Consider the following 25,144-nt stretch of genomic DNA (forward strand, 5'->3'; position numbering starts at 1 on the left):
GGGTGCTGCCCGCAGCATTATCGTGCCATCTGCGGGAGGGAGAAGAGTCGAATGGAGAATAGGAAGTGGCACCAGCTGGCGGAGGAACAGCTGCTCAGCCAGCTCGGCAGCTCTCCGGACAACGGTTTATCGGCGGAGGAGGCTGCCAAGCGGCTGGCCGAGCATGGCCGCAACGAGCTGTCCGAAGGAGAGAAGCTGTCGCCGGTGAAGCTGTTTTTGAACCAGTTCAAGGATTTTATGGTGCTCGTCCTGATCGGGGCGACGCTGATTTCGGGTCTGCTGGGGGAATATCTCGACGCGATTACGATCATCGCCATCATTGTCATCAACTCGATTCTCGGATTCGTGCAGGAGTTCAGAGCGGAGCGGTCGCTGCGCGCCCTCAAGGAGCTGTCCGCTCCGATCGCCCATGTTCTGCGCGGAGGCAAATCGGATGCGGTCCCGGCCAGCGAGCTCGTGCCGGGCGATATCGTGCTGCTGAAAAGCGGCGACCGCGTTCCGGCCGACCTGCGCTTCCTGACCGCCAACAGCTGCCAGGCCGAGGAATCGGCGCTCACCGGGGAATCCGTGCCGGTAAGCAAGCATTGCCACGCGATCGCCGAGGAAGAGCTGCCGCTCGGGGACATGCGGAATATGGGCTTCATGGGCACGATGCTGACCGGAGGCACCGGCACCGGCATCGTCGTGAGAACAGGAATGAATACGGAGATGGGCAAGATCGCGGATCTCATCCAGCAGACGGACGAGATGGAGACGCCTTTGCAGCGAAGGCTGGAGCAGCTGGGCAAAATCCTCATCGTCGTCGCGCTTTTCCTGACGGTCATGGTCGTCGTGGCCGGCATCCTGCACGGCCAGCCTGCCTACGGAATGTTCCTCGCGGGCGTCAGCCTGGCGGTGGCGGCCATTCCGGAAGGGCTGCCGGCAATCGTTACGGTGGCGCTCGCACTGGGCGTCCAGCGGATGATCAAGCGCAAGGCGATTGTGCGCAAGCTGCCGTCGGTCGAAACGCTGGGCTGCGCCTCCGTCATCTGCTCGGATAAGACCGGCACGCTGACGCAGAACAAAATGACGGTCACCCGCATCTGGAGCGGAAGCCGCCAGTTCGAGGTCACCGGCGAAGGATATGAGCCCGCCGGAGGCTGCTACGCGGACGGCCAGCAGATAGAGGCCAAGGACGACGCTTCGCTGCGGCGCATGCTGCAGGTCGCGGCGCTGTGCAACAATGCGGAGCTGATCCGGGCCGAGGAAGGTGCGGAGCGCAAAAGCAAAGGGGGCCAGACGGAGCCGAAGGAAGAATGGTCGCTCAAAGGCGACCCGACGGAAGGCGCGCTCGTCGTGCTGGCGGCCAAGATGGGACTCAGCCAAAGCTCGCTCGGCGGCCTGTACAAGCGGGAGCGGGAATTCCCGTTCGACTCGGAGCGCAAGCGCATGTCCGTGATCGTGTCGCATCAAGGCGGACGGATCGCCTGCGTGAAGGGAGCGCCGGACATGCTCCTGGAGCGCTGCTCGTATATTCTGTGGGAAGGCAAGGTTGTGCCGTTCACCGGCACGCTCCGGCAGAAGGTGCAGCAGGCGCAGGAGGGCATGGCCCAGTCCGCGCTGCGGGTGCTCGGACTCGCTTACCGGGATCTTCGTCCGCATGACAAATGCGAGAGCGCCGAAGACACGGAGAGCCAGCTCGTTTTCGCCGGCCTTACCGGCATGATCGATCCGCCGCGCCGTGAAGTCCAGGGCGCCATCGCGACATGCCGCCGCGCCGGCATCAAGACCGTCATGATTACGGGCGACCACCAGCTGACCGCCGAGGCGATCGCCGCCCAGCTCGGCATCATGCCGCGCGGCGGCCTGTCGATCAGCGGACGGGAGCTTGCCGGCATGTCCGACGACGAGCTGGATAAGGTTGTCGACAACATCTACGTCTATGCCCGTGTTTCGCCCGAGCATAAGCTGCGCATCGTCAAGTCGCTTCAGCGCAAGGGGCATGTCGTCGCCATGACGGGAGACGGCGTCAACGACGCGCCGGCCATCAAGGCGGCGGATATCGGCATCGCCATGGGCATTACCGGCACGGATGTGTCCAAGGAAGCTTCCTCGCTCGTGCTCGGAGACGACAACTTCTCGAGCATCGTGGCCGCGATCGAGGAAGGCAGGGGCATTTACGAGAATATCCGCAAGTTCATCCGCTATTTGCTGGCGTCCAATGTCGGGGAGATCCTGACGATGTTCCTGGCGATGATGGCCGGATTGCCGCTGCCGCTGCTGCCGATCCAGATTCTGTGGGTCAACCTTGTGACCGACGGGCTGCCGGCGATGGCGCTCGGCGTCGATCAGGCCGAGAGCGACCTCATGACGCAGAAGCCCAGGTCAGCCAAGGAAAATATTTTTGCCCGCCGCCTCGGATGGAAGATCGTCAGCCGCGGCGTGCTGATCGGCGTCTGCACGCTGGGGGCGTTCTGGATCACCTTGAAGACGGCTCCGCAAAACGCGGACGGCCTCGTGCTCGCCCAGACCGTCGCCTTTGTCACGCTCGTCATGGCGCAGCTGATCCATGTGTTCGATTGCCGCAGCTCCCGGTCGATCTTCCACCGCAACATGCTGCAGAACAAATATCTGGTCCTGTCGGTCCTTTCTTCGCTGGGCCTCATGCTGGCCGTCGTGTACGTTCCCGCCCTGCAGCCGATCTTCAAGACGGTTCCGATCGGATTCCGCGAATGGTGCCTCGTCTTCGTGGCCGGCGGCATCCCGACGTTCCTGATGGGAGTGGGCAGCGTGCTTGGATCGTCCAAGCGGCGCAAGCCGAAAGCCCGCATCTCCTATACGGGCGGACAGACAAGCGCCCGCTGAGCGGATTCCGGAGCGCCGCGTCAGACGTTGTTGCCTGCGAAGCAAAGCCCCCCGGCTGGACGCCGGGGGGCTTTGCCGCGTTTTACCCCTCAAGTCAGAGAATTATAGTAGAGAAAGCAAGGAAGCATTCCAGGAGGCCTTACAGATGGAGAATAAGAACGGAGATGCCGCCGGACATCGGCGCCATTCATGAAATCAATGCCCTTGCGTTCGGCAGAGAGGACGAAGCCGGCCGGCGGGAGCTGCCGGTCTCCGGCTGCTTTCGCCGCGGCCGACGGGGAGGCGCGGGGAAAAAGTACAAATCTTAGACGCAATCGGGAATAGCCTTGCCCGGCTTGATGCGCTATCCTAATAACGACGGCCGCCCGCAGCGGCGGCGACCAACAGGCCATCAATGCTTCGGCATATCAAAAGGAGAGCATCTATCGTGGAATTCACCAAAATGCACGGTCTAGGCAATGATTTTATCGTCGTATTCGGAGAAAAAGACCTTCCGGCCGGGGTGGACGAGCTTGCGGTCTCCCTGTGCAACCGTTTCTTCGGCATCGGAGCCGACGGGCTCGTCTATATCCTGCCTTCCGATAGGGCGGACTTCCGCATGCGCATCATCAATTCCGACGGGTCCGAGGCGGAGCAGTGCGGCAACGCGATCCGCTGCGTAGCCAAGTATGTCTTCGACAACGGCCATACGGACAAGGAACGGCTGACGATCGAAACGCTCGGAGCCGGCGTGCAGCAGGTCGAGATCACCGCGCAAGACGGCAAGGCGGCTTACATCCGCGTCGACATGGGCGAGCCGATCCTGCAGGGGCTGCAGGTTCCGACGACGGTCGATGCCGACCGGGTCATCGGGCATCCGGTCGAAGTGGACGGACGGGAGTTCCGGTTCACGGCCGTCTCGATGGGCAACCCCCACGCGGTCATCTATGTCGACGACGCGGCCGGATTCGATCTTGCCGCCTGGGGCCCCAAGCTGGAGACGCATCCGCTCTTCCCGCGCAAGACGAACGTCGAGTTCGTGACCGTCAACTCCCGCAGCCAGGCGGACATGCGCGTATGGGAGCGCGGCGCGGGTCCGACTCTGGCATGCGGCACGGGAGCATGCGCGACCGTCGTCTCCTCCGTGCTCAACGGGCTGACCGACCGCAAGGCGACGGTATCGCTCAAGGGCGGGGATTTGCTGATCGAATGGAACGAGGAAGACAATCATGTGTACATGACCGGACCGGCGGCGGAAGCATTCCGCGGAACCGTGTAGGGAGCTGTCCGGGCTCTTGAGGAGATCCGCCCGCGTGGGCGGATTTTTGCTTTATCCGGATGAAGGCGCCCGTGCAGCGGAGTTGATGCGCCGGCCATCCTGCGACATCTCTTCGCCGCGAACAGGCGGCTTCGGGCCGCTTAGCCGGCGGACGGGAAAAGGGCAGGCTTCATCGAAGCGCGGGCTCCCGGGGGAAGATCGCCGGCAAGCCAGGAAGGGCGTTTCAAGCGCAAATTACGCCCCGGATTCTATTTTTCTCCCGAAATCGCTTTGAACCTTGTTCGTTTGGCGAATATCGATTAGAATAGGTACACGACTGTCCGCCTGGGCTTATGCCCGGGTGCGAAACGGGATGACGCTTGGGACGGCCGCCGGAACGGCGGACGGAACGTTTGCGCCGTGTTTTTTGTGTCAACACTAGTTGCAATGGTTCTGCCCATTGCCAGATGGCGGACCTTCTTGGAAGACCGCCGATCTGTTCCAATCTGTCCGGAGGGAGAACCTGACATGGCTATCAAGCTCATCAATATCGGCTTCGGCAACATCGTATCGGCTAACCGGATCATTTCGATCGTAAGTCCGGAATCGGCGCCGATCAAGAGAATCATTCAGGAAGCGCGGGATCGCCACATGCTTATCGACGCCACGTACGGCAGGCGCACGCGGGCGGTTATCATTACGGACAGCGACCATGTCATTTTGTCGGCCGTGCAGCCGGAGACGGTCGCGCACCGGTTGTCCGCGAAGGATGACGATCACGACGAATAATAGCGGGGAGTATTATGAATAAGGGATTATTAATCGTATTGTCCGGACCTTCCGGCGTCGGCAAGGGCACGGTATGCTCCGTGCTCCGCCACAAGATGCCGGAGCTGGTCTACTCGGTGTCGGCGACGACCCGCAGCCCGAGACAGGGAGAGACGGACGGCATCAATTACTTCTTCAAGACGAGGGAGCAGTTCCAGGACATGATGGCTCGCGGAGCCATGCTGGAGCATGCGGAATACGTCGGCAATTATTACGGCACTCCCCGCGATTTCGTGGAGAGCACCATCAACAGCGGCAAGGATATCATTCTAGAGATCGAAGTCCAGGGAGCGCTCAAGGTCAAGGAAACGTTTCCCGAGGGCGTCTTTATTTTTCTGATGCCGCCTTCGCTTGAGATTCTGAAGCAGCGCATCACCGGACGCGGCACGGAAACCCAGGAAGTCATCGACTCCCGGATGTCCGTCGCCGCCGAGGAGATCAACCTGCTCCGCTATTACGACTATGCCGTCGTCAACGACGAGATCGACGCGGCCTGCCACCGGATCCAGAGCATCGTCACCGCCGAGCATTGCCGCAAGGAACGTTATTTGGCGGGGCTCGCCCACGATATGCAGACTGCATCCGAAAAAGCCTGAAACGGAGTGATTAGCCATGTTGTATCCATCCATTGACGAAATGATGAAGAAGGTCGACAGCAAGTATTCCCTGGTCGTCGCGGCATCGAGACGCGCGCGTGCCCTGAGGGACGGAGAGAAGACCGAGCTGCGCGGACAGAAATCCCATAAGCAGGTAGGCGTCGCCCTCGAGGAGATCTACCACGATCTCGTGCAAGTGGAGCAGCGGAACGAAGACTAGGACATGCCGGCCGCAGCCCGGCTGCGGAAGGCGCATGAAAGATAGCAGCATAGCGGTACGCTTAACAACCCTCTGCGGTTGTTATTTTTTTAGCGGAAGCAAAACCCGGCGGAGCGGCCGGTGCCGGCGGGTATTGCCGATGAGGGAGGAGAACACCCCATGCTTCAGGGAAAAAGAATCGTTCTTGGCATAACGGGAGGCATTGCGGCCTACAAAGGCGCCGCTTTATGCAGCAAGCTGGTCCAGGCGGGTGCCGAGGTGCATGTCATCATGACGGAATCGGCGGCCAAGTTCGTTGCGCCGCTGACGCTGCAGACGCTGTCCCGCCACCCTGTATATCTGGACACCTTCGACGAGCGCGATCCCTCTGTCGTGTCCCATATCGAGCTGGCGGACAAGGCCGACCTTATCCTGCTCGCGCCGGCTACGGCCAACACGCTGGCGAAGCTGGCGGCCGGACTGGCCGACGACATGCTCGGCGCGACGCTGCTCGCCGCGACGTCTCCGGTCATCGCGGCTCCGGCGATGAATGTCCATATGTACGAGCATCCGGCAACGGTGGCGAATATGGAGCTGCTCGGCAGTCGGGGAGTCCGCTTCATCGATCCCGGAACCGGCCAGCTCGCTTGCGGCTACGTGGCCAAGGGCCGCTTGGCCGAGCCGGAGGAGATCGTGCTGGCGGTCGAGCGGTATTTCGCTGCGGGCAAGCTGCTGGAAGGAAGGAAGGTTGTCGTGACGGCGGGAGGCACGGTCGAGCGCTTTGATCCCGTGCGTTACCTGACGAATGATTCCTCGGGCAAAATGGGCTTTGCCATCGCGGAAGCCGCCCGCGACATGGGCGCTCAGGTGACGCTGATCGCCGGCCGCGTGTCGCAGCCGCTCCCCGGGGGCATGAAGATCATGCGCGTAGAATCCGCGCAGGAGATGCTGGAGGCGGCGAACAGCGTATTCGACGACGCCGACATCGTGGTCAAGGCAGCGGCGGTCGCCGACTACCGGCCCGTCGTGCGGCATGCCTCCAAGCTGAAGAAGACGGGCGGCACGCTCGTCCTTGAGCTGGAGAAGACGGCCGATATTCTGGCCGCTCTGGGAGAGCGCAAAAAAGGCCAGTTCCTCGTCGGCTTCGCCGCCGAGACGGAGCGTCTGGACGAGCATGCGATGGACAAGCTGCGACGCAAGAACTGCGATCTCATCGTAGGCAACGACGTCTCGATGGAAGGGGCGGGCTTCAACGGCGACACCAATGCGGTCCGGATCTTCGACCGGGACGGCCTGGTCGAATCGCTGCCCGTGATGAGCAAGCGCGATGCCGGCGAACGGCTGCTGCGCCTAGTCGCGGAGCGTATCGGCTCGAAGGGGCCGAAGGGACCGATATCATGATCGCCGGCGTCATCGTCGATGTGCCGAGCCGTCAGACGGACCGGCCCTTCAGCTATGAGGTGCCGCCCGCCATGGAGGAGTGGATCGAGCCGGGCAGCCGTGTCGGCGTTCCCTTCGGCGGACGGACCGTGCAAGGCTTCGTCGTCAGCCTTTCGGCCGAAGCTCCGGCCGACAGCGCCGGGAAGCTCAAGCCGATCGCCGAGCTGCTGGATCCGCTGCCGCCGCTCCTTCCCGATCTGGTCGAGCTCGCCCAATGGATGAGCGGGAAGTACTGCTGCACCTGGACGGCCGCGCTGCAGGCGATGATTCCGGCCGCGATCAAAGGCAAGGCCGAACGGTACATCCGCATTGCGGAAGACGGAGCCGGGATAGCCGATCTCCTGCGCGCGGAGCCGTCCGGGAACGTCGGATCGGCTGCCGGACGGGAGGAGAGTCATTCCTTCGCCGCGGGAATCGTTTCGGCCGGCCGGGGCGAGGACGATGGCAAGGGCATGAGCCCGGCAGCGGTCGCCCAGCAGCAGCTGCCTCTGGAGCAGCTGCCTCCGGCTCTGGTTCAAGAGCTGCAGCGCTCCGGCGGCATGCGTCTGGAGCTCGTCGCGCAGCGTTACCCGGAAGCCGGAGCGGCGATCAAGCGGGCGCTCGCTTCGGGATGGCTGGCCGAAGAGACCTCGATTCGGGATCGGCTCGCCGTCCGCAAGCAGCTGACGGTGTATCCGCCCGAGGATCGGGCCGCCGCGGAGGCGGCGCTGTCCGCGATGTCGAAGCAGGCTGCCCGGCAGCGGGAGCTGCTGGAATATGTTCTTGAACTGAGCGAGCCGGTCACGCTGCAGGCGATGCTGTCGGAGACGGGCGCCAGCGCCTCCTCCGCCAAGGCGCTCGAGGCCAAGGGCCTGATTGCGATCCGCGAAGCGGAGCAGCAGCGGGATCCTTACGCCGGCCGCGAGTTCCGGCGCAGCGAGCCGCTGCCGCTGACGGATGCGCAGCGGGAAGTGTTCGTGCGGCTGAAGGCGGCGGTTGAAGCTCCCGAGCCGGCGACGTTCCTGCTGCATGGAGTGACGGGAAGCGGCAAGACCGAAATCTACATGCAGTCCATCCAGCGGGCTCTCGAGCTCGGCATGGAGGCGATCGTCCTCGTGCCGGAGATTTCCTTGACGCCTCAGATGGTGGAGCGGTTCAAGGGACGCTTCGGAGACGAAGTCGCCGTCCTGCACAGCCGCCTCTCGAACGGAGAGCGCTACGACGAATGGCGGCGGATCCGCCGCGGCGGCGCCAAGGTGGCCATCGGAGCGCGCTCCGCCGTATTCGCGCCGTTCGGCAATCTCGGCCTGATCATTATCGACGAGGAGCATGAGTCCAGCTACAAGCAGGAAGAAACGCCGAAGTATCATGCCCGCGAGGTCGCCGTGCGCCGCGCGCGGCAGCAAGGCGCCGTCGTCGTGCTCGGCTCGGCGACGCCGTCGCTCGAGAGTTACGCGGCAGCCGTCCGCGGAGGCGCGGGCGGCAACGGGGCTTTGCTGGAGCTCAACGAACGGGTAGGGGCGCGGCCGCTTCCGCCCGTCAAGATTGTCGATATGCGGGACGAGCTGAAGAGCGGCAACCGCTCCATGTTCAGCCGCGATCTTCACGAAGGGCTGCAAGCCCGGCTCGAACGGGGAGAGCAATCCGTCCTTCTGCTCAACCGGCGGGGTTATTCCACCTTCGTCATCTGCCGCTCCTGCGGGTACACGGCCGTGTGCCCGCACTGCGACATCTCGCTCACCTACCATCAGAAGACACGAGCGATGCGCTGCCATTACTGCGGCCATGCGGAGCTTGCGCCCCGGACATGCCCGTCCTGCTCCAGCGAGCAGATCCGCTATTTCGGAGCGGGCACGCAGAAGGTGGAGGAGGAGCTGGCGAAGCTGTTTCCCGGCATCCGGGTCATCCGGATGGACGTCGACACGACGACGGAGAAGAACGCCCATGAGAAATGGCTGACGCTCTTCGGCGAACGCAAGGCGGATGTGCTGCTCGGCACCCAGATGGTCGCCAAAGGGCTTGATTTCCCTTACGTGACCCTTGTCGGCGTCATCGCGGCGGATACGTCGCTCAACCTGCCCGATTTTCGGGCGGGGGAGCGGACGTTCCAGCTGCTGACGCAGGTCGCGGGCCGCGCCGGACGCCATCATCTGCCGGGGGAGGTCGTCATCCAGACGTACAACCCCGGCCATTACGCCGTCACGACCGCTCAGCACCATGATTACGGCGGCTTCGTGGAGGAGGAGATGAAGCATCGCCGCATGATGGGCTACCCGCCTTTCTGCAGGCTGATTCTCGTCACGATGTCCCATGAGCAGCTCGCCACCCTCTCCTCGGTAAGCGACCGCTTTGCAAGCAAGCTGCGGGCTCTTGCCGCCGAGAGAGGCGTGCTGGCGCCGCTGCAGAGCGGCGGGGAGCGGGCGTTCGACCTGCTCGGCCCTGTCGCGTCCCCGATATCGCGGATGAAGGACAAATACCGATTCCAGTGCATGATCAAATACAGGGGAGCGGTCGACGCTTCCATGCTCGTCAAGGAAGCGATAACCCGCACCGAAGCGGAGGCGGCGCGCTCCGGCGTGCTGTTCAGCGTCGACGTCGATCCCCAAATGATTTTATAGAAATTGGCCTCATCGCCTGTTGTCCCGACATATCCTTCTATATCCGGCCTCAGGCGTCTACTACTACGAAGCAATCAAGGAAGGTGCATCCATCATGGCCATTCGGCTTATCGTTCAAAATCCCGACTCCGTCCTGCGCGAAGTCGCCAAGGAAGTCACGAAGTTCAACTCCAATCTCCACAAGCTGCTGAAGGATATGGCGGAAACGATGTACGACGCGGAAGGCGTCGGCTTGGCCGCTCCCCAGGTCGGCATTTCCAAGCGCGTCATCGTCGTCGACGTCGGCGACGAGAACGGCCTGATCGAGATGGTCAATCCGGAAATTCTGGAGCGCTCGGGAGAGCAGTTCGGACCGGAAGGCTGCCTCAGCATCGCCAACCTCAACGGGGATGTGCGCCGCGCCGAAAAGGTGAAGGTGCGCGGCCAGAACCGCGACGGCGAATACTTCGAGGTGGAGGCGGAAGGCTTCCTGGCGCGCGCGTTCCAGCATGAGGTCGACCATCTGAACGGCATTCTGTTCATCGACCTGGCGGAAGAGCTGTACGACGGGTCCGCCCGCGACCGCCGCGAAGACGGGGAGTGAGGAAGCCGATGCGCATTGTTTTCATGGGTACGCCCGACTTCGCGGTTCCGTCGCTGCTGTGGCTGCTCGGGCCTGAAGCCCGCAGCCTCGGCTGCGAGGTGGTCGGCGTCGTGACTCAGCCGGACCGCCCGAAGGGCCGCAAGCGGGAGCTCACCCCTCCCCCGGTCAAAGCCGCCGCTTTGGAGCATGGCCTGCCCGTGCTTCAACCGGAGCGGATGCGCCGGCCGGAAGCGGTGGAGGAGCTGAAGCTGCTCGCTCCCGAGCTGATCGTGACGGCGGCCTTCGGGCAGATTCTGCCGGTTGCGGTGCTGGAAATGCCCCGTCTCGGCTGCATCAACGTCCACGGCTCGCTGCTGCCGAAGTATCGGGGCGGCGCTCCGATCCAGCGCTCCATCATGAACGGCGAGACGGAGACCGGAGTGACGATCATGCATATGGCGGAAGGCCTCGACACCGGCGACATGATCAGCCGCGTCGTCGTGCCGATCACGGATGCGGACGATTCCGGGACGATGTTCGCCAAGCTCAGCGGCGCCGGAGCGCGGCTGCTGGCGGATACATTGCCGCAGCTTCTGGACGGCACGGCACCCCGCACGCCTCAGGATGACAGCGAGGCGACGTACGCGCCCAATCTGAGCCGCGACGACGAGCGTCTGGACTGGAGCCGCGGCGCGCGCGAGCTGTTCAACCAGGTGCGCGGCCTCTCGCCGATGGCGGGCGGCTTCACGCTGCTCGGCGGCGAGCCGTTCAAGGTCCGCGCCTGCCGGGTCGAGCGTGAAGACGGCAGCGGAGTCCCCGGAGAAGTCGTTGATGCCGGCGAAGAAGGCATCGTCGTGCAATGCGGCCGCGGCCGGCTGCTGCTGACGGAGATTCAGCCCGCAGGCAAGCGCGCGATGGCCGCCGCCGAGTGGCTGAAAGGCTCCCGGCTGCAGCGCGGCGCCGTCTTCGGCGTCGAAGCCGGCGGAGGCGGCCTGTGAGCGCCCTTACGCCGGGGCCGGGCGGACAAGCCGGCAGCTCCGGTTCCCGCGGCCCTCGCGCCGCAGGCGGCGGCAATGCCAAAGGTGTAGGCAATGCCAGAGGCGCCAAAGGCGTCGGCAGCAGCGCCAAAAATGGCAGCGGCGCCAATGGCGGCGGCCGGGCATCGCTGAAGCCGGCAAAGGGGAAGGAGCAGGCCCCGGGTGGCCAGCGCAGGCATCAGGGTCCTGATTCCGCACGGAATGCGGCGGGACAAGCCGGCCCCGGCGCCAAGCCTGCCGCCGGCAAAGGCAAAGAGCGCCAGGCTGCCGGTCAAGGACAGCAAAGCCGCGGCAGCGCAGCCTCCAGGCAGCCGCGCAGCGCGCGCGAGCTCGCGCTCGACGCTCTCATCCGCGTCGAGCGGGATGGAGCCTACAGCAATTTGCAGCTCAACCGCGCGCTGCTGGATTCCGGTTTGTCGCGCGCCGATTCCGGCCTTGCGACCGAGCTTGTATACGGCACGCTGCAGCGCAGGCTTACGCTTGACCACTGGCTGGCGGGCTTCATTCCCAAGGGGCTCAACAAGCTGGAGCCGTGGGTGCTGTCCCTGCTGCGGATGAGCCTGTACCAGCTCGTCTATCTGGACCGGGTACCCGCTCATGCGGCTGTGAACGAGGCCGTCAACATCGGCCGCCGCCGGGGCCACTCCGGCATCTCCGGAATGGTGAACGGCGTGCTTCGCAGCGCCGTGCGGCAGCTGCCACGGCTGAAGGCCGAAACCTTCGCTGCCGTAGCCGACGCGCCGAGCCGCTTGTCGCTGCGGCATTCGTATCCGCAGTGGCTGGCCGAGCGCTGGATATCCGCTCTCGGCGAGGAGGCTGCTGAAGCGGTCATGGCTTCGGGCAACGAGGCGCCGCACGGCAGCCTGCGTCTCAATCCGCTGAGGACGACCCGGGACGAGGCGCTGCGCCTGCTGGAGGAAGCGGGACTCAGCGCCCGTCCGGCATCGGCTCTTCCGGATTCCGGAATTGTCGTGGATCGCGGCGGCAATCTGGCGATGACCGACGGCTATGCCAAAGGATTATGGAGCATACAGGACGAGAGCTCGATGCTTGTCGCCGCTGCGGCGAATCCCCGGCCCGGCAGCCGCGTCCTGGACTGCTGCGCCGCGCCGGGCGGCAAGTCGACGCATCTGGCGGAGCTGATGGGCGATCGCGGCGAGGTCGTCTCGAACGACCTGCATGCCCATAAGCTGGCGCTGATCGAGGACAACGCCAAGCGGCTCGGCCTCCGGGCCGTGCATCCCGTTACCGGGGACGCCGCGGAGCTCGGCCGGCTGTATCCGGCGGAGTCGTTCGATCTTGTCCTGCTGGATGCGCCTTGTTCCGGTCTCGGCGTCATCCGCCGCAAGCCGGAAATCAAATGGACGAAGTCCGAGGGCGACATCAAGGATATCGCCGCGCTTCAGACCCGCCTGCTCGAAGCGGCGGCCGGCCTGGTCAAGCCGGGAGGAGTGCTGCTGTACAGCACCTGCACGATCGAGCATTCGGAGAACGGCGGACAGGTCGCCTCCTTCCTGGGACGCCATCCCGAATATGCGCTGGATCCCGGCGGCTGGCCGGAGAAGGTGCTGGAGCCGCTGCGGGCTGCCGGCGTCGCCGGGGCGGAGGAAGGTCGCTTTGACGGCTCCCTGCAGCTGCTGCCCCAGCATTTCGGCAGCGACGGCTTCTATATCGCCAGGCTGACTAAAAAAAGCGGAATAACCGAGAAAACCTGAAGAACTTCAAGCACTCCAAGAACCAAAAAACCCGTATCCCATCGCTGGGATACGGGTTTTTCGCTTGGAAGATCGGGTAGTCCTTGATTGCCGAACGACTAAAAAGCACACCCGCAAGACAGACAGCTCTATTGCTTTCCACCTAGCAGCCGTCTTCTTTAGAATGGCGGCGTTTTGAAGCCTGGCGGCTGCAACAGAGCCGGACCTCCGGAAGTCCCGAAATTCGGACCTCCGCTAAGCCTTCCGGCCTCCCTTTCCCGAAATCCATGGTGCCGAGGTTGGCATCTCTTTTCTAGTATATTAAAATATAGTAAAGGGAACATGGGAGAATACCGGACAGGGAGTAGATGGACTTGCGAAGTTGGATCAAGCCTACGCGAAAAATCGTTTTGACCATGCTGGCGCTTTATCTCGTCGCCATGCTGCTGAACGCGGGCATGCAGACGGCGTCGATGGGGATGGATTACGGTGCGGTGAGACAGTGGATTGCCGGCCAGTACCCGCTGTTTTTCATGGGGAGCTTCATTTTCTTCTTCCTCCTCCTGGCTGCGGCATCCATCGTCCGCAATGTGTACGGAGGCACGGCGCTTGTGGCCGCGGTTACCGCCCTTACGGGCACAGCCGTCTATCAGAAAATGAAAGCGACGGGAGAGCCGCTGTTCCCCTGGGATCTGCTGCAGCTGAAAAACGCCGGCGAAATGGCGTCCATGACCCGGGGAATGTTCTCGCCGCTTGTCATCGTGCTCACGCTCGTCGTCGTGGGCAGCTTCGGCTTCCTCGTGTTCAAGCTTCCGAAGCTGCGTTTTCCGCTCGTGCTGCGCGTCGTATTCGCCGTGTGCTCCATCACGGGCATTTTCTTCTTCGTCCATATCATGGAGAGCAAGGACAGCACGCTTCTGAACAAGATCAGCTACGAGGATATTTTTTGGGACCAGAAGCAGAACTACCAGTACAACGGCTTTGTCATCGCATTCGCTTCCAACCTGACGGGGAGCATGATGGCCGAGCCCGACGGCTACAGCAAGGAAGCCGTCGAGGCGATCGCCGCCAAATACGCGTCCATTCCCGATGCGGAGCCGGCCGCCTCGCCGGCCGAGGCGCCCAACATCGTGTTCGTGATGAACGAGGCTTTCTTCGATCTGACCCGGGTGACGGACTACAAGCTGAGCGAGGATCCGCTGCCGTTCCTGCATGAAGCGAGCAAGACGAAGCCGTCCGGCTACGTGCTTTCGCCCGAATTCGGAGGCAGCACGGCGAATGTCGAATTCGAGGCGCTGACCGGCCTCACCAACTATTTTCTGAATGACGGCTCCGTGCCGTTCCAGCAAAATCTGACCAAGCAGACGGACCTGCCCTCGATCGTAAGCATTTTGAAGCAGCGCGGATATGCGGCGCTGGCGCTCCATCCTTTTGATAAAACCTTCTACAGCCGAAACACCGTCTATCCGATGCTCGGCTTCGAGAAATTCACCAGCTCCAAGGAAATGCCGAACCGGGAGTACCTGTCCTCCCGCAGCTATGTCTCCGACATGGCCGCGATGAAGGAAGCGGTGAGAGAGCTGAAGGAGCAAGAGAAGACCGGCAAGCCGGCATTCCTTCATCTCGTCACGATGCAGAACCACTTCCCGTATACGAACAAGACCATCCACGGCATGAACACGGTCCGCGCGGCTGGCGTCGCTTCTGAATATACGGATCAGGTGGAGACGTACGCCGAAGGAATCAAGCATACGGACGGAGCCCTTTCGTACTTGTCCTCGGCCATCCAGCAGCTTGGCCGGCCTACGGTCGTCATCCTGTGGGGAGATCATCTGCCCGGCCTTCCCGCCAAAGTGTATGACGACGCAGGCTGGACGGACGAAAGGCTGCGCCACGAAACGCCGCTGCTCGTGCTTTCCAACTACGAGGTGGGCAGCAAGCCGCTCGGCACATTGAGCCCTTCTTTCATCGGACCCGAAATCTTCTCCTTCGCAGGCCAGAAGCTGCCAGCCTACTACAAGCTTCTTCATGAGGTCAAGACGGCCATGCCGGGTTTGAACAAGAAGGTTCTGCTGGGACCGGAAGGCAAGGTCGGGGAGCCGACGGCGGAGCAGCAGGCGCTGCTCGACGACTACAAGATGATCCAGTACGACCTGCTGGAGGGCAAGGGATACGCCAAGGAAAGCATGTTCGACTAATTTAAGGCCGGCTTTTCGAAGCCGGAAGCCTCCGAGCCGGCGCTCTATGCGCCGGCTTTCTATTTAGCTGGGGCGGAATCTGTGACTCCGCACGCATCGCAATTTCCCGAACGGGAGGAGCAAGCGTGGCTTCCGTCCTCGCCAGAGGACCAATAGGAAACCATTGCCGCCTCATGCTCGTCTATCCCTGTGCGAGAAAGAGATGACGATGGGGGCGACTGAAGGGTGAAGATGCGGAAAAAACGGCTGCGGCAGGCGGTGCCGATTGCGGCGGCCGCATTGCTCCTGGCGCTGCTGGCGGACATAAACGGCTACTATGGACATCGGGTACCCGGCGGTGCCGGAGAATTGTTCCGGGCGCGGCTGCTGGAGACGCTCGGACAAGGAGGGCAGGTCAGGCTGTCGGAACTCACGGATTTCGACTGGGATCGGATGGCCGTCGTTCCCCCTTATACGACCTGGGAACAGATGGAGGAGGTCGTCGGGGCTGAATGGACGAACGCCAGTACTTATCCGGGCTACATGCTCCTGCGGATGCTTCCCGATACGTGCACGATGTGCCATGAAGGGATGCACAGGCTCGTATTCGCCATAGGAAGCCGTGTCCTGGCAGACGTATCCTTATCCCGGACGGATTTTGACTTTACCGGCTTGAGCGGCATCACCCGCATGGAGGAGCCGATCGTCGGGACCGAATCGGCGGGAAGTCCGCTAGTCGTTGTCATCCAGCCTTGACGAGCGCGTGCCGGCAGGCTGTGGTCTTGCGAGGGACGTTTGTGGTAAACTAGAGCGACGAGCGTCCTGCGGCAACGGATTCCGGCAGCCGGATGACGGATTGAATGATAATGAAATGAGTGAAGCAACGAAATGAAAGCATTTGATCAGCCTTACATTGTGGAAACACCTTTTATATATGATTATTCTCTTGATCAGCTCCAGGGATGGATGAAGGAGCAGGGCCAGCCCGCCTTCCGCGCGGGCCAGCTGTTCGACTGGCTGTACGTGAAGCGCGTCACCTCGTTCGAGGAGATGACCAACCTGCCCAAGGAGCTCCGGGACAAGCTGGCGGAATCGTTCCAGTTCGTCACGCTCACCGAGATCACCCGCTTCGAATCGAAGGACGGAACGGTCAAATTCCTGTTCGGGCTCCATGACAATCATGCCATCGAGACCGTCATCATGCGCCACAACTACGGCAACAGCGTCTGCGTGACGACCCAGGTCGGCTGCCGCATCGGCTGCACGTTCTGCGCCTCCACACTGGGCGGACTCAAGCGCAATCTGACCGCCGGCGAGATCATCGCGCAGGTCGTCAAGGCCCAGCAGATGCTTGACCCGACCGGAGAGCGCGTCTCCAGCATCGTCATCATGGGCTCCGGCGAGCCGTTCGAGAACTATGAGGCGACGATGGGCTTCCTGCGCACGATGATTCACGAGAAGGGGCTCAACATCGGGCAGCGCCACATTACGGTATCCACGAGCGGCATCGTGCCGAGCATGTACAAGTTCACGGACGAGAACACGCAGATCAATCTGGCGATCTCGATCCATGCGCCGAACGATGAGCTGCGCTCCAAGCTGATGCCGGTCAACCGCCGCTATCCATTCCAGGAGGTCATCGACGCCTGCCGGAACTATATCGCCAAGACGGGCCGCAGGATTACTTTCGAGTATGCCCTGATCGGCGGCACCAACGACCGGCCGGAGCATGCGCAGGAGCTTGCCGAGGTGCTCAAGGGCATGCTCTGCCACGTCAACCTGATTCCGGTCAACCATGTGCCGGAGCGCAAGTATGTGCGCACGCCGCGGGAGGATATTTTCGAATTCCAGAGAATTCTGGAGAAGAACGGCATCAACGCGACGATCCGCCGCGAGCAGGGCCACGACATCGCGGCAGCCTGCGGCCAGCTTCGCGCCAAGCATATGGAACTTACGCAGTGAGGTGACGGGATTGATAACAGTGAACCGCAGTGACATCGGCCGGATCCGGATGGCCAACGAAGACCGCTCCTGGGCGGGCTTGACGGACGGAGGCTTGACCGTCGCCATCGTGGCCGACGGCATGGGCGGCCATCAGGCCGGAGACGTGGCTAGCCAGCTTGCCGTCGACGCCTTCCGCGAAGAAGTGGAATCCGCGGCCGCCGGCATGACCGAGGAGGAAGCCCGCGAGCTTCTGCGCCGGGCGATCCGCAAAGCCAACGAGGTCGTATTCGATATGGCTTCGCGCAACGAGCAGTACCACAACATGGGCACGACAGTCGTCGCGGCCCTGTTTGTCGAGGAGCAGCGGCTGATCGTCGGCCATATCGGCGACAGCAGGGCTTATCGCATCTCGGAAGGCGGCATCACGCTGCTGACCGAGGATCATACGCTCGTCAACGAGCTTGTCCGCTCCGGGCAGATCAGCTACGAGGAGGCGGCTCATCATCCCCGCCGCAACGTGCTGACCCGCGCGCTGGGCACGGATTCCGAGACGGAGCTGGAGCTTCAGGCGCTGCCTTGGGCGGCAGGAGATATTCTGCTGCTGTGCAGCGACGGCCTGAGCGGAATGGTTAGCGACGAGGACATCCGCTCGACCGTATCCGCCGAAGGATCCTCCCTGGAGGAAAAGGCCGAGTCTCTGATCCAGCAGGCGCTGGCAGCGGGCGGGGACGACAATATTACGGTAGTGCTGCTGCAATCCGGCTCCGGCACGGACGGAGAGGAGTGAGCGTAAGCGCATGATCGGCAGAGAATTAGGTGGACGCTATGAAATCCTGTCCCGCATAGGCGGGGGAGGCATGGCGCTTGTATACAAAGCCCACGACGTGCTGCTCAGCCGCAACGTCGCGGTGAAAGTGCTCCGTTCCCAATATGTCCATGACGAGGAATTCATCCGGCGCTTCCGCCGCGAGGCGCAATCCGCCGCCGCCCTGTCCCATCCCAACGTCGTCAGCATCTATGACGTGGGGCAGGAAGAGGACGTCCATTACATCGTCATGGAATATGTCGAAGGCCATAATCTTAATGAAATCATTCAGGAGCGGGCGCCGCTTCAGGCGGACGAGGCTGTACGGATCGCTTCCCAGATCGCGGACGCTCTGGACCACGCGCATCAGAACCATATCATCCATCGGGATATCAAGCCGCACAATATTCTGATCGGCCGCAACGGGCGCGTCAAGGTGACGGATTTCGGCATCGCCCGCGCGGTGACGTCCTCGACGATCACCCAGACGGGCTCGGTGCTCGGGTCCGTGCATTATTTCTCGCCGGAGCATGCCAAGGGCGTCAGCACGGGAGAAAAATCGGATATCTACTCGCTCGGCATCGTGCTCTATCAAATGGTGACGGGCAGGCTTCCGTTCCTCGGCGAAAGCCCGATCAGCGTAGCGCTCAAGCATCTGCAGGAACCGCTTGAGGATCCAAAGTCGGTGAATCCGCTCATTCCGCAAAGCGTGGAGAACATCATCATCAAAGCGACACGCAAAAATCCATCCGAACGATACCGGACGGCAGGCGAGATGCTGGAGGATCTGGAGACGTCCTTGAGGCCGGACAGGATCGGGGAGCCCAAGATTACGTTTGCGGCCGGCGACATGGACGAAACCAGGGTCATGCCGGCGATACGTCCCGGCATGCTCGGGAACGAAGGCAAGCCTTCCTTCCAATATCCGGCTAGCGGGCAGGGTGCGGCGGCGAAGGATACCGCGCGCAAGGCTCCCGCCGAGGAGGAGGAAGAAGAGGAGGAGCCTGCCCGCCGCAGAGGCTGGGTCAAGCCTCTCGTCATCATCCTGATCACGCTCGCCGTCATCGGAGCCGTATACGGCGTATTCCGCGTCGTATCGGGATCCCTTGACGTAGCGGAGGTCGAGGTGCCTTATGTGGTCGGACAGACCGAGCAGCAGGCCCGCACGATGCTGGAGGACGCGGGGCTTATGATCGCCGAGCCTTCCATCCGCGCCTACAAGGCGGATATTCCGAAGGACCAGGTCTTTGCCCAGTCCAAGTCCAATATGCGGGTGAAGAAAGGCTCCCGCGTCCAGCTGTCGGTCAGCGACGGGCCGGAGCTGAAGAAGCTGGACAGCTATGTCGGCCAGAAGGTCCAGGACGTCGTCGCGGCCCTCCAGGATCTAGGTCTGGAATCCGGACAGATCAAGCAGACCGAAGTGTTCGACGCATCGGCTGAACCGGGAACGGTCATCAGCCAGAATCCGCCGCCCGATACGGAGCTCGACCCCGCAACGGCGACGGTGACGCTCACCGTCAGCAAGGGCCAGGAAACGGTGCCGATGCCGGATCTGCTCGGCAAGTCGATCGATGACGCCAAGAAAATGCTGCATAATGCCGGGCTTGAAGTCCGCGACGAAAATATTCTGAAGCAGGACAGCTACGAGAAGGAAGGAACCGTCCTTTCGCAGGATCCTTACAGTCCGGGCTCTCAAGTATCCAAAGGCACCCAGCTTACGCTGACGGTCAGCGGAGGTTTCCCTAAGGATGCTTTGGAGTATACGTTCAACCTGCTCATCTCTCCTTCGCGGGCGGGCAAGTCTAGCGAAATCCGGATCGTCTACAGCGATGCGACGGGCAACGACATCGAAGCGAGAAAAACGAGCATCAAGGAAACCAAAAGCTTCGACGTCAAAGTCGTGCTGGCTCCCAATACGGAAGCGCTCGTGAAGATCTACCGCGACGGCCAGCTGGCCGATACGTTCTCGCGTTCCTACGAGGACGAGAAGGCGGGCAGGGACTCGGGGCCGATGGCCGTGCCGGGAACGGAGCCGACCCCGACGCCGACGCCTGAAGCAACCCCGACGCCGGATCTTGGAGCAGTCGCTCCTCCGGATGGAGAGAACACTTCGTTGGACCTGGACGGCAAGCCGGGCAAAGGCAAGGACAGAGACAAGGAAAAAGACAAGGAAAAAGACAAGGACGGCAACCATGACGGAAATGACTGACTACTCCGGCACAACGGGCGAAGGCCTGATCGTCAAGGCGCTTAGCGGTTTCTATTACGTCATTCCGGACGGCGCCAGCGGCAAGCCGCTGCAATGCAGAGCGCGCGGAATCTTCAAGAAGCGGGGAGAGTCCCCGCTTGTCGGCGACCGAGTCGTCTACAGCGCGAGCGTGACGGGGGAAGGCACCGTGGAGGAGATTCTTCCGCGCAGCACGGAGCTCGTCCGGCCGCCTGTAGCCAATGCCGATCTGGCGGTGCTCGTGTTTTCCGTATCCGAGCCGTCGCTCAGCCTGACCCTGCTGGACAAATTCCTGGTCCATATCGAGCATTCGGGCCTCGAAGCGGTGTTATGCCTGAGCAAGCAGGACTTGTCCGAGGATGGCCCGGACGCCAAGGAAGCAAGAGAAGCGATCGATACGGTGGAGCGGGTATACCGGGCGATCGGCTACCGGGTCATCGGCACGAGCTCCAGGCAGGGCAGCGGGCTGGAAGAAATCCGTGCCGTGCTCAAGGGCCGTCTGGCCTTGTTCGCGGGGCAGTCGGGCGTCGGCAAATCATCCCTGCTCAACGCGCTCGTTCCGGAGCTGAAGCTGGAGACGAACGAGATCAGCTCCAAGCTGGGCCGCGGCAAGCATACGACGCGCCATGTGGAGCTGGTCGAGGCAGGCTCGGAGCCTGGAGACGGTTATGTCGCCGATACGCCCGGATTCAGCCAGCTCGACTTCCAGGAGCTCGGCATCGAGGATCTGTCCTACGGCTTCAAGGAAATGCGGGAGCTGTCTCCGGATTGCAAATTCCGCGGCTGCACGCATACCCATGAGCCGGGCTGCGCCGTTACGGCAGCGCTCGCGGAAGGAACGGTCGCACAGAGCCGGTACGACAGCTATGTGCAGTTTCTGGGAGAAATGAAAGAGAAGAAGCGGAGGTACTGAACATGACCATCATTGCGCCATCCATCTTATCCGCTGATTTTGCCAAGCTGGGGGAAGAAATCGCCGCCGTCGAGAAGGCGGGAGCGGATTGGATCCATGTGGACATCATGGACGGCCACTTCGTCCCCAATCTGACCTTCGGTCCCCCGATCATGGGGGCGGTCCGCCATGTGACTAAGCTCCCGTTCGACGTTCATCTCATGATCGAGCAGCCGCAGCAGTACATCGAAGACTATGCCGGAGCCGGAGCGGACCGCATTACGGTGCACCTGGAAGCCTGCACCCATCTGCACCGGGTCATCCACCAGATCAAGGATCTGGGGCTGCCCGCGGGCGTGGCGATCAATCCCGGCACTCCGGTGCAGCTGCTGGAGCCGGTTCTTGACGATGTCGACCTCGTGCTCATCATGACGGTGAATCCGGGCTTCGGCGGCCAGTCCTTCATCCCTTACTCGCTCGACAAGCTGCGTAAGCTCCGCGGCATGCTCCACGACCGCGGCCGCAGCGGCGTCCATGTGCAGGTGGACGGAGGCATCAATGCCGCGACAGCGCCGCTCGTGCGCGAAGCGGGCGCGGATGTGTTCGTTGCCGGCAGCTACGTATACGGGGCGGAGGATCTGGCGGCGGCGATAGCGTCGCTGCGGTAGGCGCCATGGAGACGGAGAGCAGATGGAGAGGATTTGCCGCCGCGATGCTCTACGGCATCGCCTGCGGCCTGCTGATGACTTTGTTCGTCATGGTGCCCGGCGTCATCCGGTTCGTTTTTTCCCTTGTGGCTTTATGGCTGGGGCTGCGTTTTTTCCGGGCCCACGAGACGGTATGGAGGCGAGTCGGCTTCGTCTTCGTATCCATTCTCTTCTTTATCCTGTCCGTCATCGCGTACACGATGTACGTCTTCGTCAAGCACGGCACCGCTCCGTAAAGGCAGGCTGCCGCCCAAGCTGATGCCGAGGCGGAATAGGACAATGTCTTCCCGCATAGGATGGTTACATGAACTTCAGGTTCTTGTAGCCTTTTTTTGTTGTGCATGAACAGATAAGGGGCGAATGTTCCGCGGCTGGAGGCGGCCCGGCAGCCTCATTCGGGCGGAAGCGCGGCCCGGCAGTGAATACACGACCAGCGATTCCGAGGAGGGATGAAGCATGAAATTCTACACGATCAAGCTGCCTAAGTTTCTGGGCGGATTCGTCAAGGCCATCTTGAACACCTTCCAAAAAAGCTGACTTCCGTGAGCAGCTGCCGGCCCTTCCGAACTGAAAAGCCCGCAAAAAAGCACCTGGGCTTAAAGCCCAGGTGCTTTTTGTCGTCGGAAAAGAAGGTACAGGCATGTCCCTTCTTGGACGCAAAGGCGTGTTCACTACACGCGGGTTACCTTGCCGGATTTCAGCGCGCGGGTGCTGACCCATACGCGTTTAGGCTTGCCGTCGACGAGAATGCGCACTTTTTGGACGTTGACGCCCCAAGTACGGCGGTTGCGGTTATTCGCGTGGGAAACGTGGTTTCCGGTGCCCGGAGCTTTGCCGGTTACGAAACATTTGCGAGACATGCGATACACCTCCTTTACAGCTTGCAGGTCGCCCTATGCGAACAACAAAGTCCGCATGAAAACATACTTGGATATCTTAACATACAATAGGCTCTTGATCAACCATCGTTTGGCAGGCGGGACGCGGCGCCGCAAGGGGCAAGAGCAGGCGCATTTGCGAGAAAAACGAAGGGAAGAGCGTTTCAGGCTTCATAAACGGGCTGAAATATAGTACAATGGATGTCAGTCCTTGTTCCCAGGGAATAGTAGGGCGTGCAGCTTGCCAAGTTCTGCCCGATACGAAGGAGTGTGTAACCTGCCATGCCCATGCAGCTATCGACCGAATTAGGTAAAATTTTTGTAACTGACGATGTCATCGCCGTCATTGCGGGATCTGCGGCGCTCGAATGCTACGGGCTTGTCGGCATGGCCTCGCGCAAGCAGCTCAAGGACGGCATCGCCGAGCTGCTCAAGAGGGACAACCTTTCCCGCGGAGTGGAAGTGCGGCGCGAAAACGAAGAATTTCATATCGATTTGCATATCATTGTAAGCTACGGCACCCGGATTTCCGAGGTCGCCCATAATATCCAGACCAAAGTCAAATACGTGCTGAACGAAGTGATCGGCCTGAGGGTAGACCATGTCCATATTTTTGTCCAGGGCGTGCGGGTCATCAGTTAGTGGAAGGGGAAATTTTGCTTGGGAAAGCGCTTTATTAACGGTTCGGACTTCGCCGGTATGGTTTTGCTCGGTGCGGAGAATTTGCAGCGGGGCGCGGAACGCGTCAACGCTTTGAATGTATTCCCCGTTCCCGACGGCGATACGGGTACGAATATGAACTTGACGATGGCTTCCGGAGTGCGGGAGCTGCAGAATAAGAAATCGGACTCGGTGGGCCGTACGGCCGAGGCTTTGTCCAAAGGCCTGCTGATGGGCGCCCGAGGCAATTCCGGGGTCATTCTGTCCCAGCTTTTCCGCGGAACCGCAAAAGCGCTGGCCGGCCTGGACGAGGCAGGGCCGGTGCAATTCGCCGCCGCCCTGCAGCAAGGAGTGGACATGGCCTACAAGGCTGTCGTGAAGCCGGTCGAAGGCACGATCCTGACCGTCGCCAGGGAGACGGCCCGCCATGCCCAGACGGCAGCCCGCCGCACGGACGACATGGAATCCCTGATGAGGGAGGTGCTGTCTCAGGCCGAAGAGACGCTGCGGCGCACGCAGGAGATGCTTCCGGTGCTGAAGCAGGTCGGCGTCGTCGATTCCGGCGGCCAAGGGCTGGTGCTCATCTACGAGGGCTTTTTGGCCTACTTTGTCGAGAACCGGCTGCCTGTTCTTTCGGAAGCCGCCCCGATCGAGGCCTTCCGCGAGCATGGCCGCTCCTCCGATCCCCTGCCGGTCTATTCTGCAAGTCAGCAGCCGGCAAGCCGCCCTGGAGCCAAAGCCCAGGCACGGCTTTCGACAAGCGAGATCGAATTTTTCTACGACATGGAATTCTTCATCAAGCCCAAGCTTGCGCTGCCGGGAGCTCCGGCCTTCGATGAAGAAGGCTATCGGCAGCAGCTGGCGAAGGACGGCGACTCCATTCTGGTCATCGCCGAAGACGACCTTATCAAGGTCCACGTCCACTCCCGCCGCCCAGGAGATGTGCTGAATCTGTCCCTTCCATACGGCGAGCTGACGGATTTCCATATCCTCAACATGAGGGAGCAGCACCGGGAGCTGCTCGGCGAGGATGCTTTCAACGAAGCGGTGCGCGGTCTGGACATGGCTTCGGACGAGGCGCTTGCCGTGGCGGAAGTGCTGGCGGGATCGGCTTCCGCTCTGCAGACGCCTCCGGAATCCGTTCATGAATGGGCTCCTTACGGCATTATCGCCGTCGCGATCGGAGACGGCATCTCCGGCATCTTTCTCGACAACAACGTCGATGTCGTGCTGTCCGGGGGACAGACGATGAATCCGAGCACCGAGGATTTCGTCAACGCGATCGAAGCGCTGCCGGCCGAGCATATTTACCTGCTCCCGAACAACAGCAACATCATTCTCGCCGCGGAGCAGGCAGCCGAGCTGTCCGGCCGCAGCGTCAGCGTCATTCCGACCCGTACGGTGCCGCAAGGCCTCGCGGCGGTGCTCGCTTTCAAGGAGAACGAAACGCCGGAGCGCAACAACGCCCTGATGGCCGGCGCGGCCAAGGCCGTACGGTCGGGGAGCGTCACGCAAGCTGTCCGCAACACCGAGATCGACGGCGTGGAAGTCCGCGAGGGCGATTACATCGGCATCTTCGAGAAGGCGATCGTCGTCTCGGAGCCGTCGCTCCTGGAGTCCTGCAAGGGGCTTGTCGGACGCCTGCTGGCGGATGGCGGCGACCTGCTGACCATCCTGACGGGAGAAGGCTCCACGGAAGAAGGCACGGAGGAGCTGGCGGCCTGGATCGCCGATGCCCATCCGGATGTCGAGCTTGAAGTGCATGAAGGCGGACAACCGCTTTACCCTTATTTGTTTGCCCTGGAATAACGGGGATACCG

General features: G+C 61.9%; 22 protein-coding genes. 21 read left to right on the top strand and 1 reads right to left on the bottom strand.

Translation table 11 applies throughout. The features are described 5' to 3' along the window. The first annotated feature begins 51 nt into the window (after positions 1-51). The 19 genes from PHU01S_RS06500 to spoVM all read left to right on the top strand — a co-directional run bounded on the left by PHU01S_RS06500 (position 52) and on the right by spoVM (position 22,323). The gene (locus tag PHU01S_RS06500) at positions 52-2,844 is read left to right on the top strand and encodes a calcium-translocating P-type ATPase, SERCA-type (RefSeq protein ID WP_127506723.1); all 2,793 of its coding nucleotides are present in this window, start codon (positions 52-54) and stop codon (positions 2,842-2,844) included. Between the two features lie 427 nt (positions 2,845-3,271). Next, complete coding sequence (gene dapF / locus PHU01S_RS06505; protein WP_048747182.1) at positions 3,272-4,102, top strand: diaminopimelate epimerase; 831 nt, start codon at positions 3,272-3,274, stop codon at positions 4,100-4,102. A 507-nt stretch (positions 4,103-4,609) separates the two neighbouring features. Further along, complete coding sequence (gene remA, locus PHU01S_RS06510) at positions 4,610-4,870, top strand: extracellular matrix/biofilm regulator RemA (protein ID WP_006036475.1); 261 nt, start codon at positions 4,610-4,612, stop codon at positions 4,868-4,870. Positions 4,871-4,884: 14 nt separating this feature from the next. Continuing rightward, a complete protein-coding gene (gmk, locus tag PHU01S_RS06515) occupies positions 4,885-5,505 on the top strand; it encodes a guanylate kinase (protein ID WP_048747185.1) in 621 nt (206 codons plus the stop codon). 16 nt (positions 5,506-5,521) lie between these two features. Beyond that, entirely contained in the window at positions 5,522-5,725 is a 204-nt protein-coding gene (rpoZ, locus tag PHU01S_RS06520) for a DNA-directed RNA polymerase subunit omega (protein WP_048747187.1), read from the top strand. A gap of 159 nt (positions 5,726-5,884) precedes the next feature. After that, complete coding sequence (coaBC, locus tag PHU01S_RS06525; RefSeq protein ID WP_127506725.1) at positions 5,885-7,105, top strand: bifunctional phosphopantothenoylcysteine decarboxylase/phosphopantothenate--cysteine ligase CoaBC; 1,221 nt, start codon at positions 5,885-5,887, stop codon at positions 7,103-7,105. After that, positions 7,102-9,741, top strand: coding sequence for a primosomal protein N' (priA, locus tag PHU01S_RS06530; RefSeq protein WP_127506727.1), 2,640 nt, complete (start codon positions 7,102-7,104; stop codon positions 9,739-9,741). Before coaBC ends, priA begins: the two co-directional genes overlap by 4 nt. Before the next feature lie 94 nt (positions 9,742-9,835). Next, positions 9,836-10,324 carry a peptide deformylase gene (gene def / locus PHU01S_RS06535; RefSeq protein ID WP_049867608.1) on the top strand — a complete coding sequence of 163 codons (489 nt, stop codon included), beginning with the start codon at positions 9,836-9,838 and terminating at the stop codon, positions 10,322-10,324. Between the two features lie 8 nt (positions 10,325-10,332). Continuing rightward, entirely contained in the window at positions 10,333-11,301 is a 969-nt protein-coding gene (fmt, locus tag PHU01S_RS06540; RefSeq protein ID WP_127506729.1) for a methionyl-tRNA formyltransferase, read from the top strand. Beyond that, positions 11,298-13,055 carry a 16S rRNA (cytosine(967)-C(5))-methyltransferase RsmB gene (gene rsmB / locus PHU01S_RS06545; RefSeq protein WP_176587491.1) on the top strand — a complete coding sequence of 586 codons (1,758 nt, stop codon included), beginning with the start codon at positions 11,298-11,300 and terminating at the stop codon, positions 13,053-13,055. The genes fmt and rsmB overlap by 4 nt, the downstream gene beginning before the upstream one ends. A gap of 395 nt (positions 13,056-13,450) precedes the next feature. Then, positions 13,451-15,232: an LTA synthase family protein gene (locus tag PHU01S_RS06550; RefSeq protein ID WP_218032423.1), complete on the top strand. Its 1,782-nt coding sequence runs from the start codon at positions 13,451-13,453 to the stop codon at positions 15,230-15,232. A 225-nt stretch (positions 15,233-15,457) separates the two neighbouring features. Beyond that, positions 15,458-15,967, top strand: a complete 510-nt coding sequence (locus tag PHU01S_RS06555; RefSeq protein ID WP_127506731.1) for a hypothetical protein — start codon at positions 15,458-15,460, stop codon at positions 15,965-15,967. Between the two features lie 132 nt (positions 15,968-16,099). Further along, a complete protein-coding gene (gene rlmN, locus PHU01S_RS06560) occupies positions 16,100-17,173 on the top strand; it encodes a dual-specificity RNA methyltransferase RlmN (RefSeq protein WP_021879088.1) in 1,074 nt (357 codons plus the stop codon). 19 nt (positions 17,174-17,192) lie between these two features. Further along, positions 17,193-17,942: a Stp1/IreP family PP2C-type Ser/Thr phosphatase gene (locus PHU01S_RS06565; RefSeq protein WP_373864523.1), complete on the top strand. Its 750-nt coding sequence runs from the start codon at positions 17,193-17,195 to the stop codon at positions 17,940-17,942. Between the two features lie 10 nt (positions 17,943-17,952). Continuing rightward, a complete protein-coding gene (pknB, locus tag PHU01S_RS06570) occupies positions 17,953-20,169 on the top strand; it encodes a Stk1 family PASTA domain-containing Ser/Thr kinase (RefSeq protein WP_127506735.1) in 2,217 nt (738 codons plus the stop codon). After that, positions 20,153-21,100 carry a ribosome small subunit-dependent GTPase A gene (rsgA, locus tag PHU01S_RS06575; RefSeq protein ID WP_083436534.1) on the top strand — a complete coding sequence of 316 codons (948 nt, stop codon included), beginning with the start codon at positions 20,153-20,155 and terminating at the stop codon, positions 21,098-21,100. Before pknB ends, rsgA begins: the two co-directional genes overlap by 17 nt. Before the next feature lie 2 nt (positions 21,101-21,102). Further along, on the top strand, positions 21,103-21,747 hold the full coding sequence (gene rpe, locus PHU01S_RS06580; protein WP_048748287.1) for a ribulose-phosphate 3-epimerase: 645 nt from the start codon (positions 21,103-21,105) through the stop codon (positions 21,745-21,747). 5 nt (positions 21,748-21,752) lie between these two features. After that, the gene (locus PHU01S_RS06585; protein WP_021879091.1) at positions 21,753-22,022 is read left to right on the top strand and encodes a hypothetical protein; all 270 of its coding nucleotides are present in this window, start codon (positions 21,753-21,755) and stop codon (positions 22,020-22,022) included. Positions 22,023-22,242: 220 nt separating this feature from the next. Continuing rightward, on the top strand, positions 22,243-22,323 hold the full coding sequence (spoVM, locus tag PHU01S_RS06590; RefSeq protein ID WP_040711006.1) for a stage V sporulation protein SpoVM: 81 nt from the start codon (positions 22,243-22,245) through the stop codon (positions 22,321-22,323). Positions 22,324-22,457: 134 nt separating this feature from the next. Here the strand turns inward: spoVM and rpmB are convergent, their stop codons facing one another. Then, positions 22,458-22,646 (bottom strand): 50S ribosomal protein L28, encoded by a 189-nt coding sequence (gene rpmB / locus PHU01S_RS06595; RefSeq protein WP_048748286.1) that lies wholly within the window; start codon positions 22,644-22,646, stop codon positions 22,458-22,460. A 300-nt stretch (positions 22,647-22,946) separates the two neighbouring features. Between rpmB and PHU01S_RS06600 the strand changes: the two genes are divergently transcribed. Together PHU01S_RS06600 and fakA are read left to right on the top strand one after the other, a co-directional pair. Then, positions 22,947-23,306 (top strand): Asp23/Gls24 family envelope stress response protein, encoded by a 360-nt coding sequence (locus tag PHU01S_RS06600; protein WP_049867603.1) that lies wholly within the window; start codon positions 22,947-22,949, stop codon positions 23,304-23,306. A gap of 18 nt (positions 23,307-23,324) precedes the next feature. Then, positions 23,325-25,133 carry a DAK2 domain-containing protein gene (fakA, locus tag PHU01S_RS06605; protein ID WP_127506737.1) on the top strand — a complete coding sequence of 603 codons (1,809 nt, stop codon included), beginning with the start codon at positions 23,325-23,327 and terminating at the stop codon, positions 25,131-25,133. The last annotated feature ends 11 nt before the right edge of the window (positions 25,134-25,144 follow it).

Origin of the sequence: Paenibacillus humicus NBRC 102415 (genome assembly GCF_004000905.1) — a bacterium.
Classification (GTDB): Bacteria; Bacillota; Bacilli; order Paenibacillales; family Paenibacillaceae; genus Paenibacillus_O; species Paenibacillus_O humicus.

Excerpts from the sequence above, each read along its gene's own strand:
- priA (WP_127506727.1), top strand. The coding sequence starts at position 7,102 with ATGATCGCCGGCGTCATCGTCGATGTGCCGAGCCGTCAGACGGACCGG.
- PHU01S_RS06550 (WP_218032423.1), top strand. The coding sequence starts at position 13,451 with ATGCTGGCGCTTTATCTCGTCGCCATGCTGCTGAACGCGGGCATGCAG.
- rpmB (WP_048748286.1), bottom strand. The coding sequence starts at position 22,646 with ATGTCTCGCAAATGTTTCGTAACCGGCAAAGCTCCGGGCACCGGAAAC.
- remA (WP_006036475.1), top strand. The coding sequence starts at position 4,610 with ATGGCTATCAAGCTCATCAATATCGGCTTCGGCAACATCGTATCGGCT.
- spoVM (WP_040711006.1), top strand. The coding sequence starts at position 22,243 with ATGAAATTCTACACGATCAAGCTGCCTAAGTTTCTGGGCGGATTCGTC.
- rlmN (WP_021879088.1), top strand. The coding sequence starts at position 16,100 with ATGAAAGCATTTGATCAGCCTTACATTGTGGAAACACCTTTTATATAT.
- coaBC (WP_127506725.1), top strand. The coding sequence starts at position 5,885 with ATGCTTCAGGGAAAAAGAATCGTTCTTGGCATAACGGGAGGCATTGCG.
- fmt (WP_127506729.1), top strand. The coding sequence starts at position 10,333 with ATGCGCATTGTTTTCATGGGTACGCCCGACTTCGCGGTTCCGTCGCTG.
- gmk (WP_048747185.1), top strand. The coding sequence starts at position 4,885 with ATGAATAAGGGATTATTAATCGTATTGTCCGGACCTTCCGGCGTCGGC.
- rpoZ (WP_048747187.1), top strand. The coding sequence starts at position 5,522 with ATGTTGTATCCATCCATTGACGAAATGATGAAGAAGGTCGACAGCAAG.
- pknB (WP_127506735.1), top strand. The coding sequence starts at position 17,953 with ATGATCGGCAGAGAATTAGGTGGACGCTATGAAATCCTGTCCCGCATA.
- PHU01S_RS06600 (WP_049867603.1), top strand. The coding sequence starts at position 22,947 with ATGCCCATGCAGCTATCGACCGAATTAGGTAAAATTTTTGTAACTGAC.
- PHU01S_RS06585 (WP_021879091.1), top strand. The coding sequence starts at position 21,753 with ATGGAGACGGAGAGCAGATGGAGAGGATTTGCCGCCGCGATGCTCTAC.
- def (WP_049867608.1), top strand. The coding sequence starts at position 9,836 with ATGGCCATTCGGCTTATCGTTCAAAATCCCGACTCCGTCCTGCGCGAA.
- PHU01S_RS06500 (WP_127506723.1), top strand. The coding sequence starts at position 52 with ATGGAGAATAGGAAGTGGCACCAGCTGGCGGAGGAACAGCTGCTCAGC.
- rpe (WP_048748287.1), top strand. The coding sequence starts at position 21,103 with ATGACCATCATTGCGCCATCCATCTTATCCGCTGATTTTGCCAAGCTG.
- rsgA (WP_083436534.1), top strand. The coding sequence starts at position 20,153 with ATGACGGAAATGACTGACTACTCCGGCACAACGGGCGAAGGCCTGATC.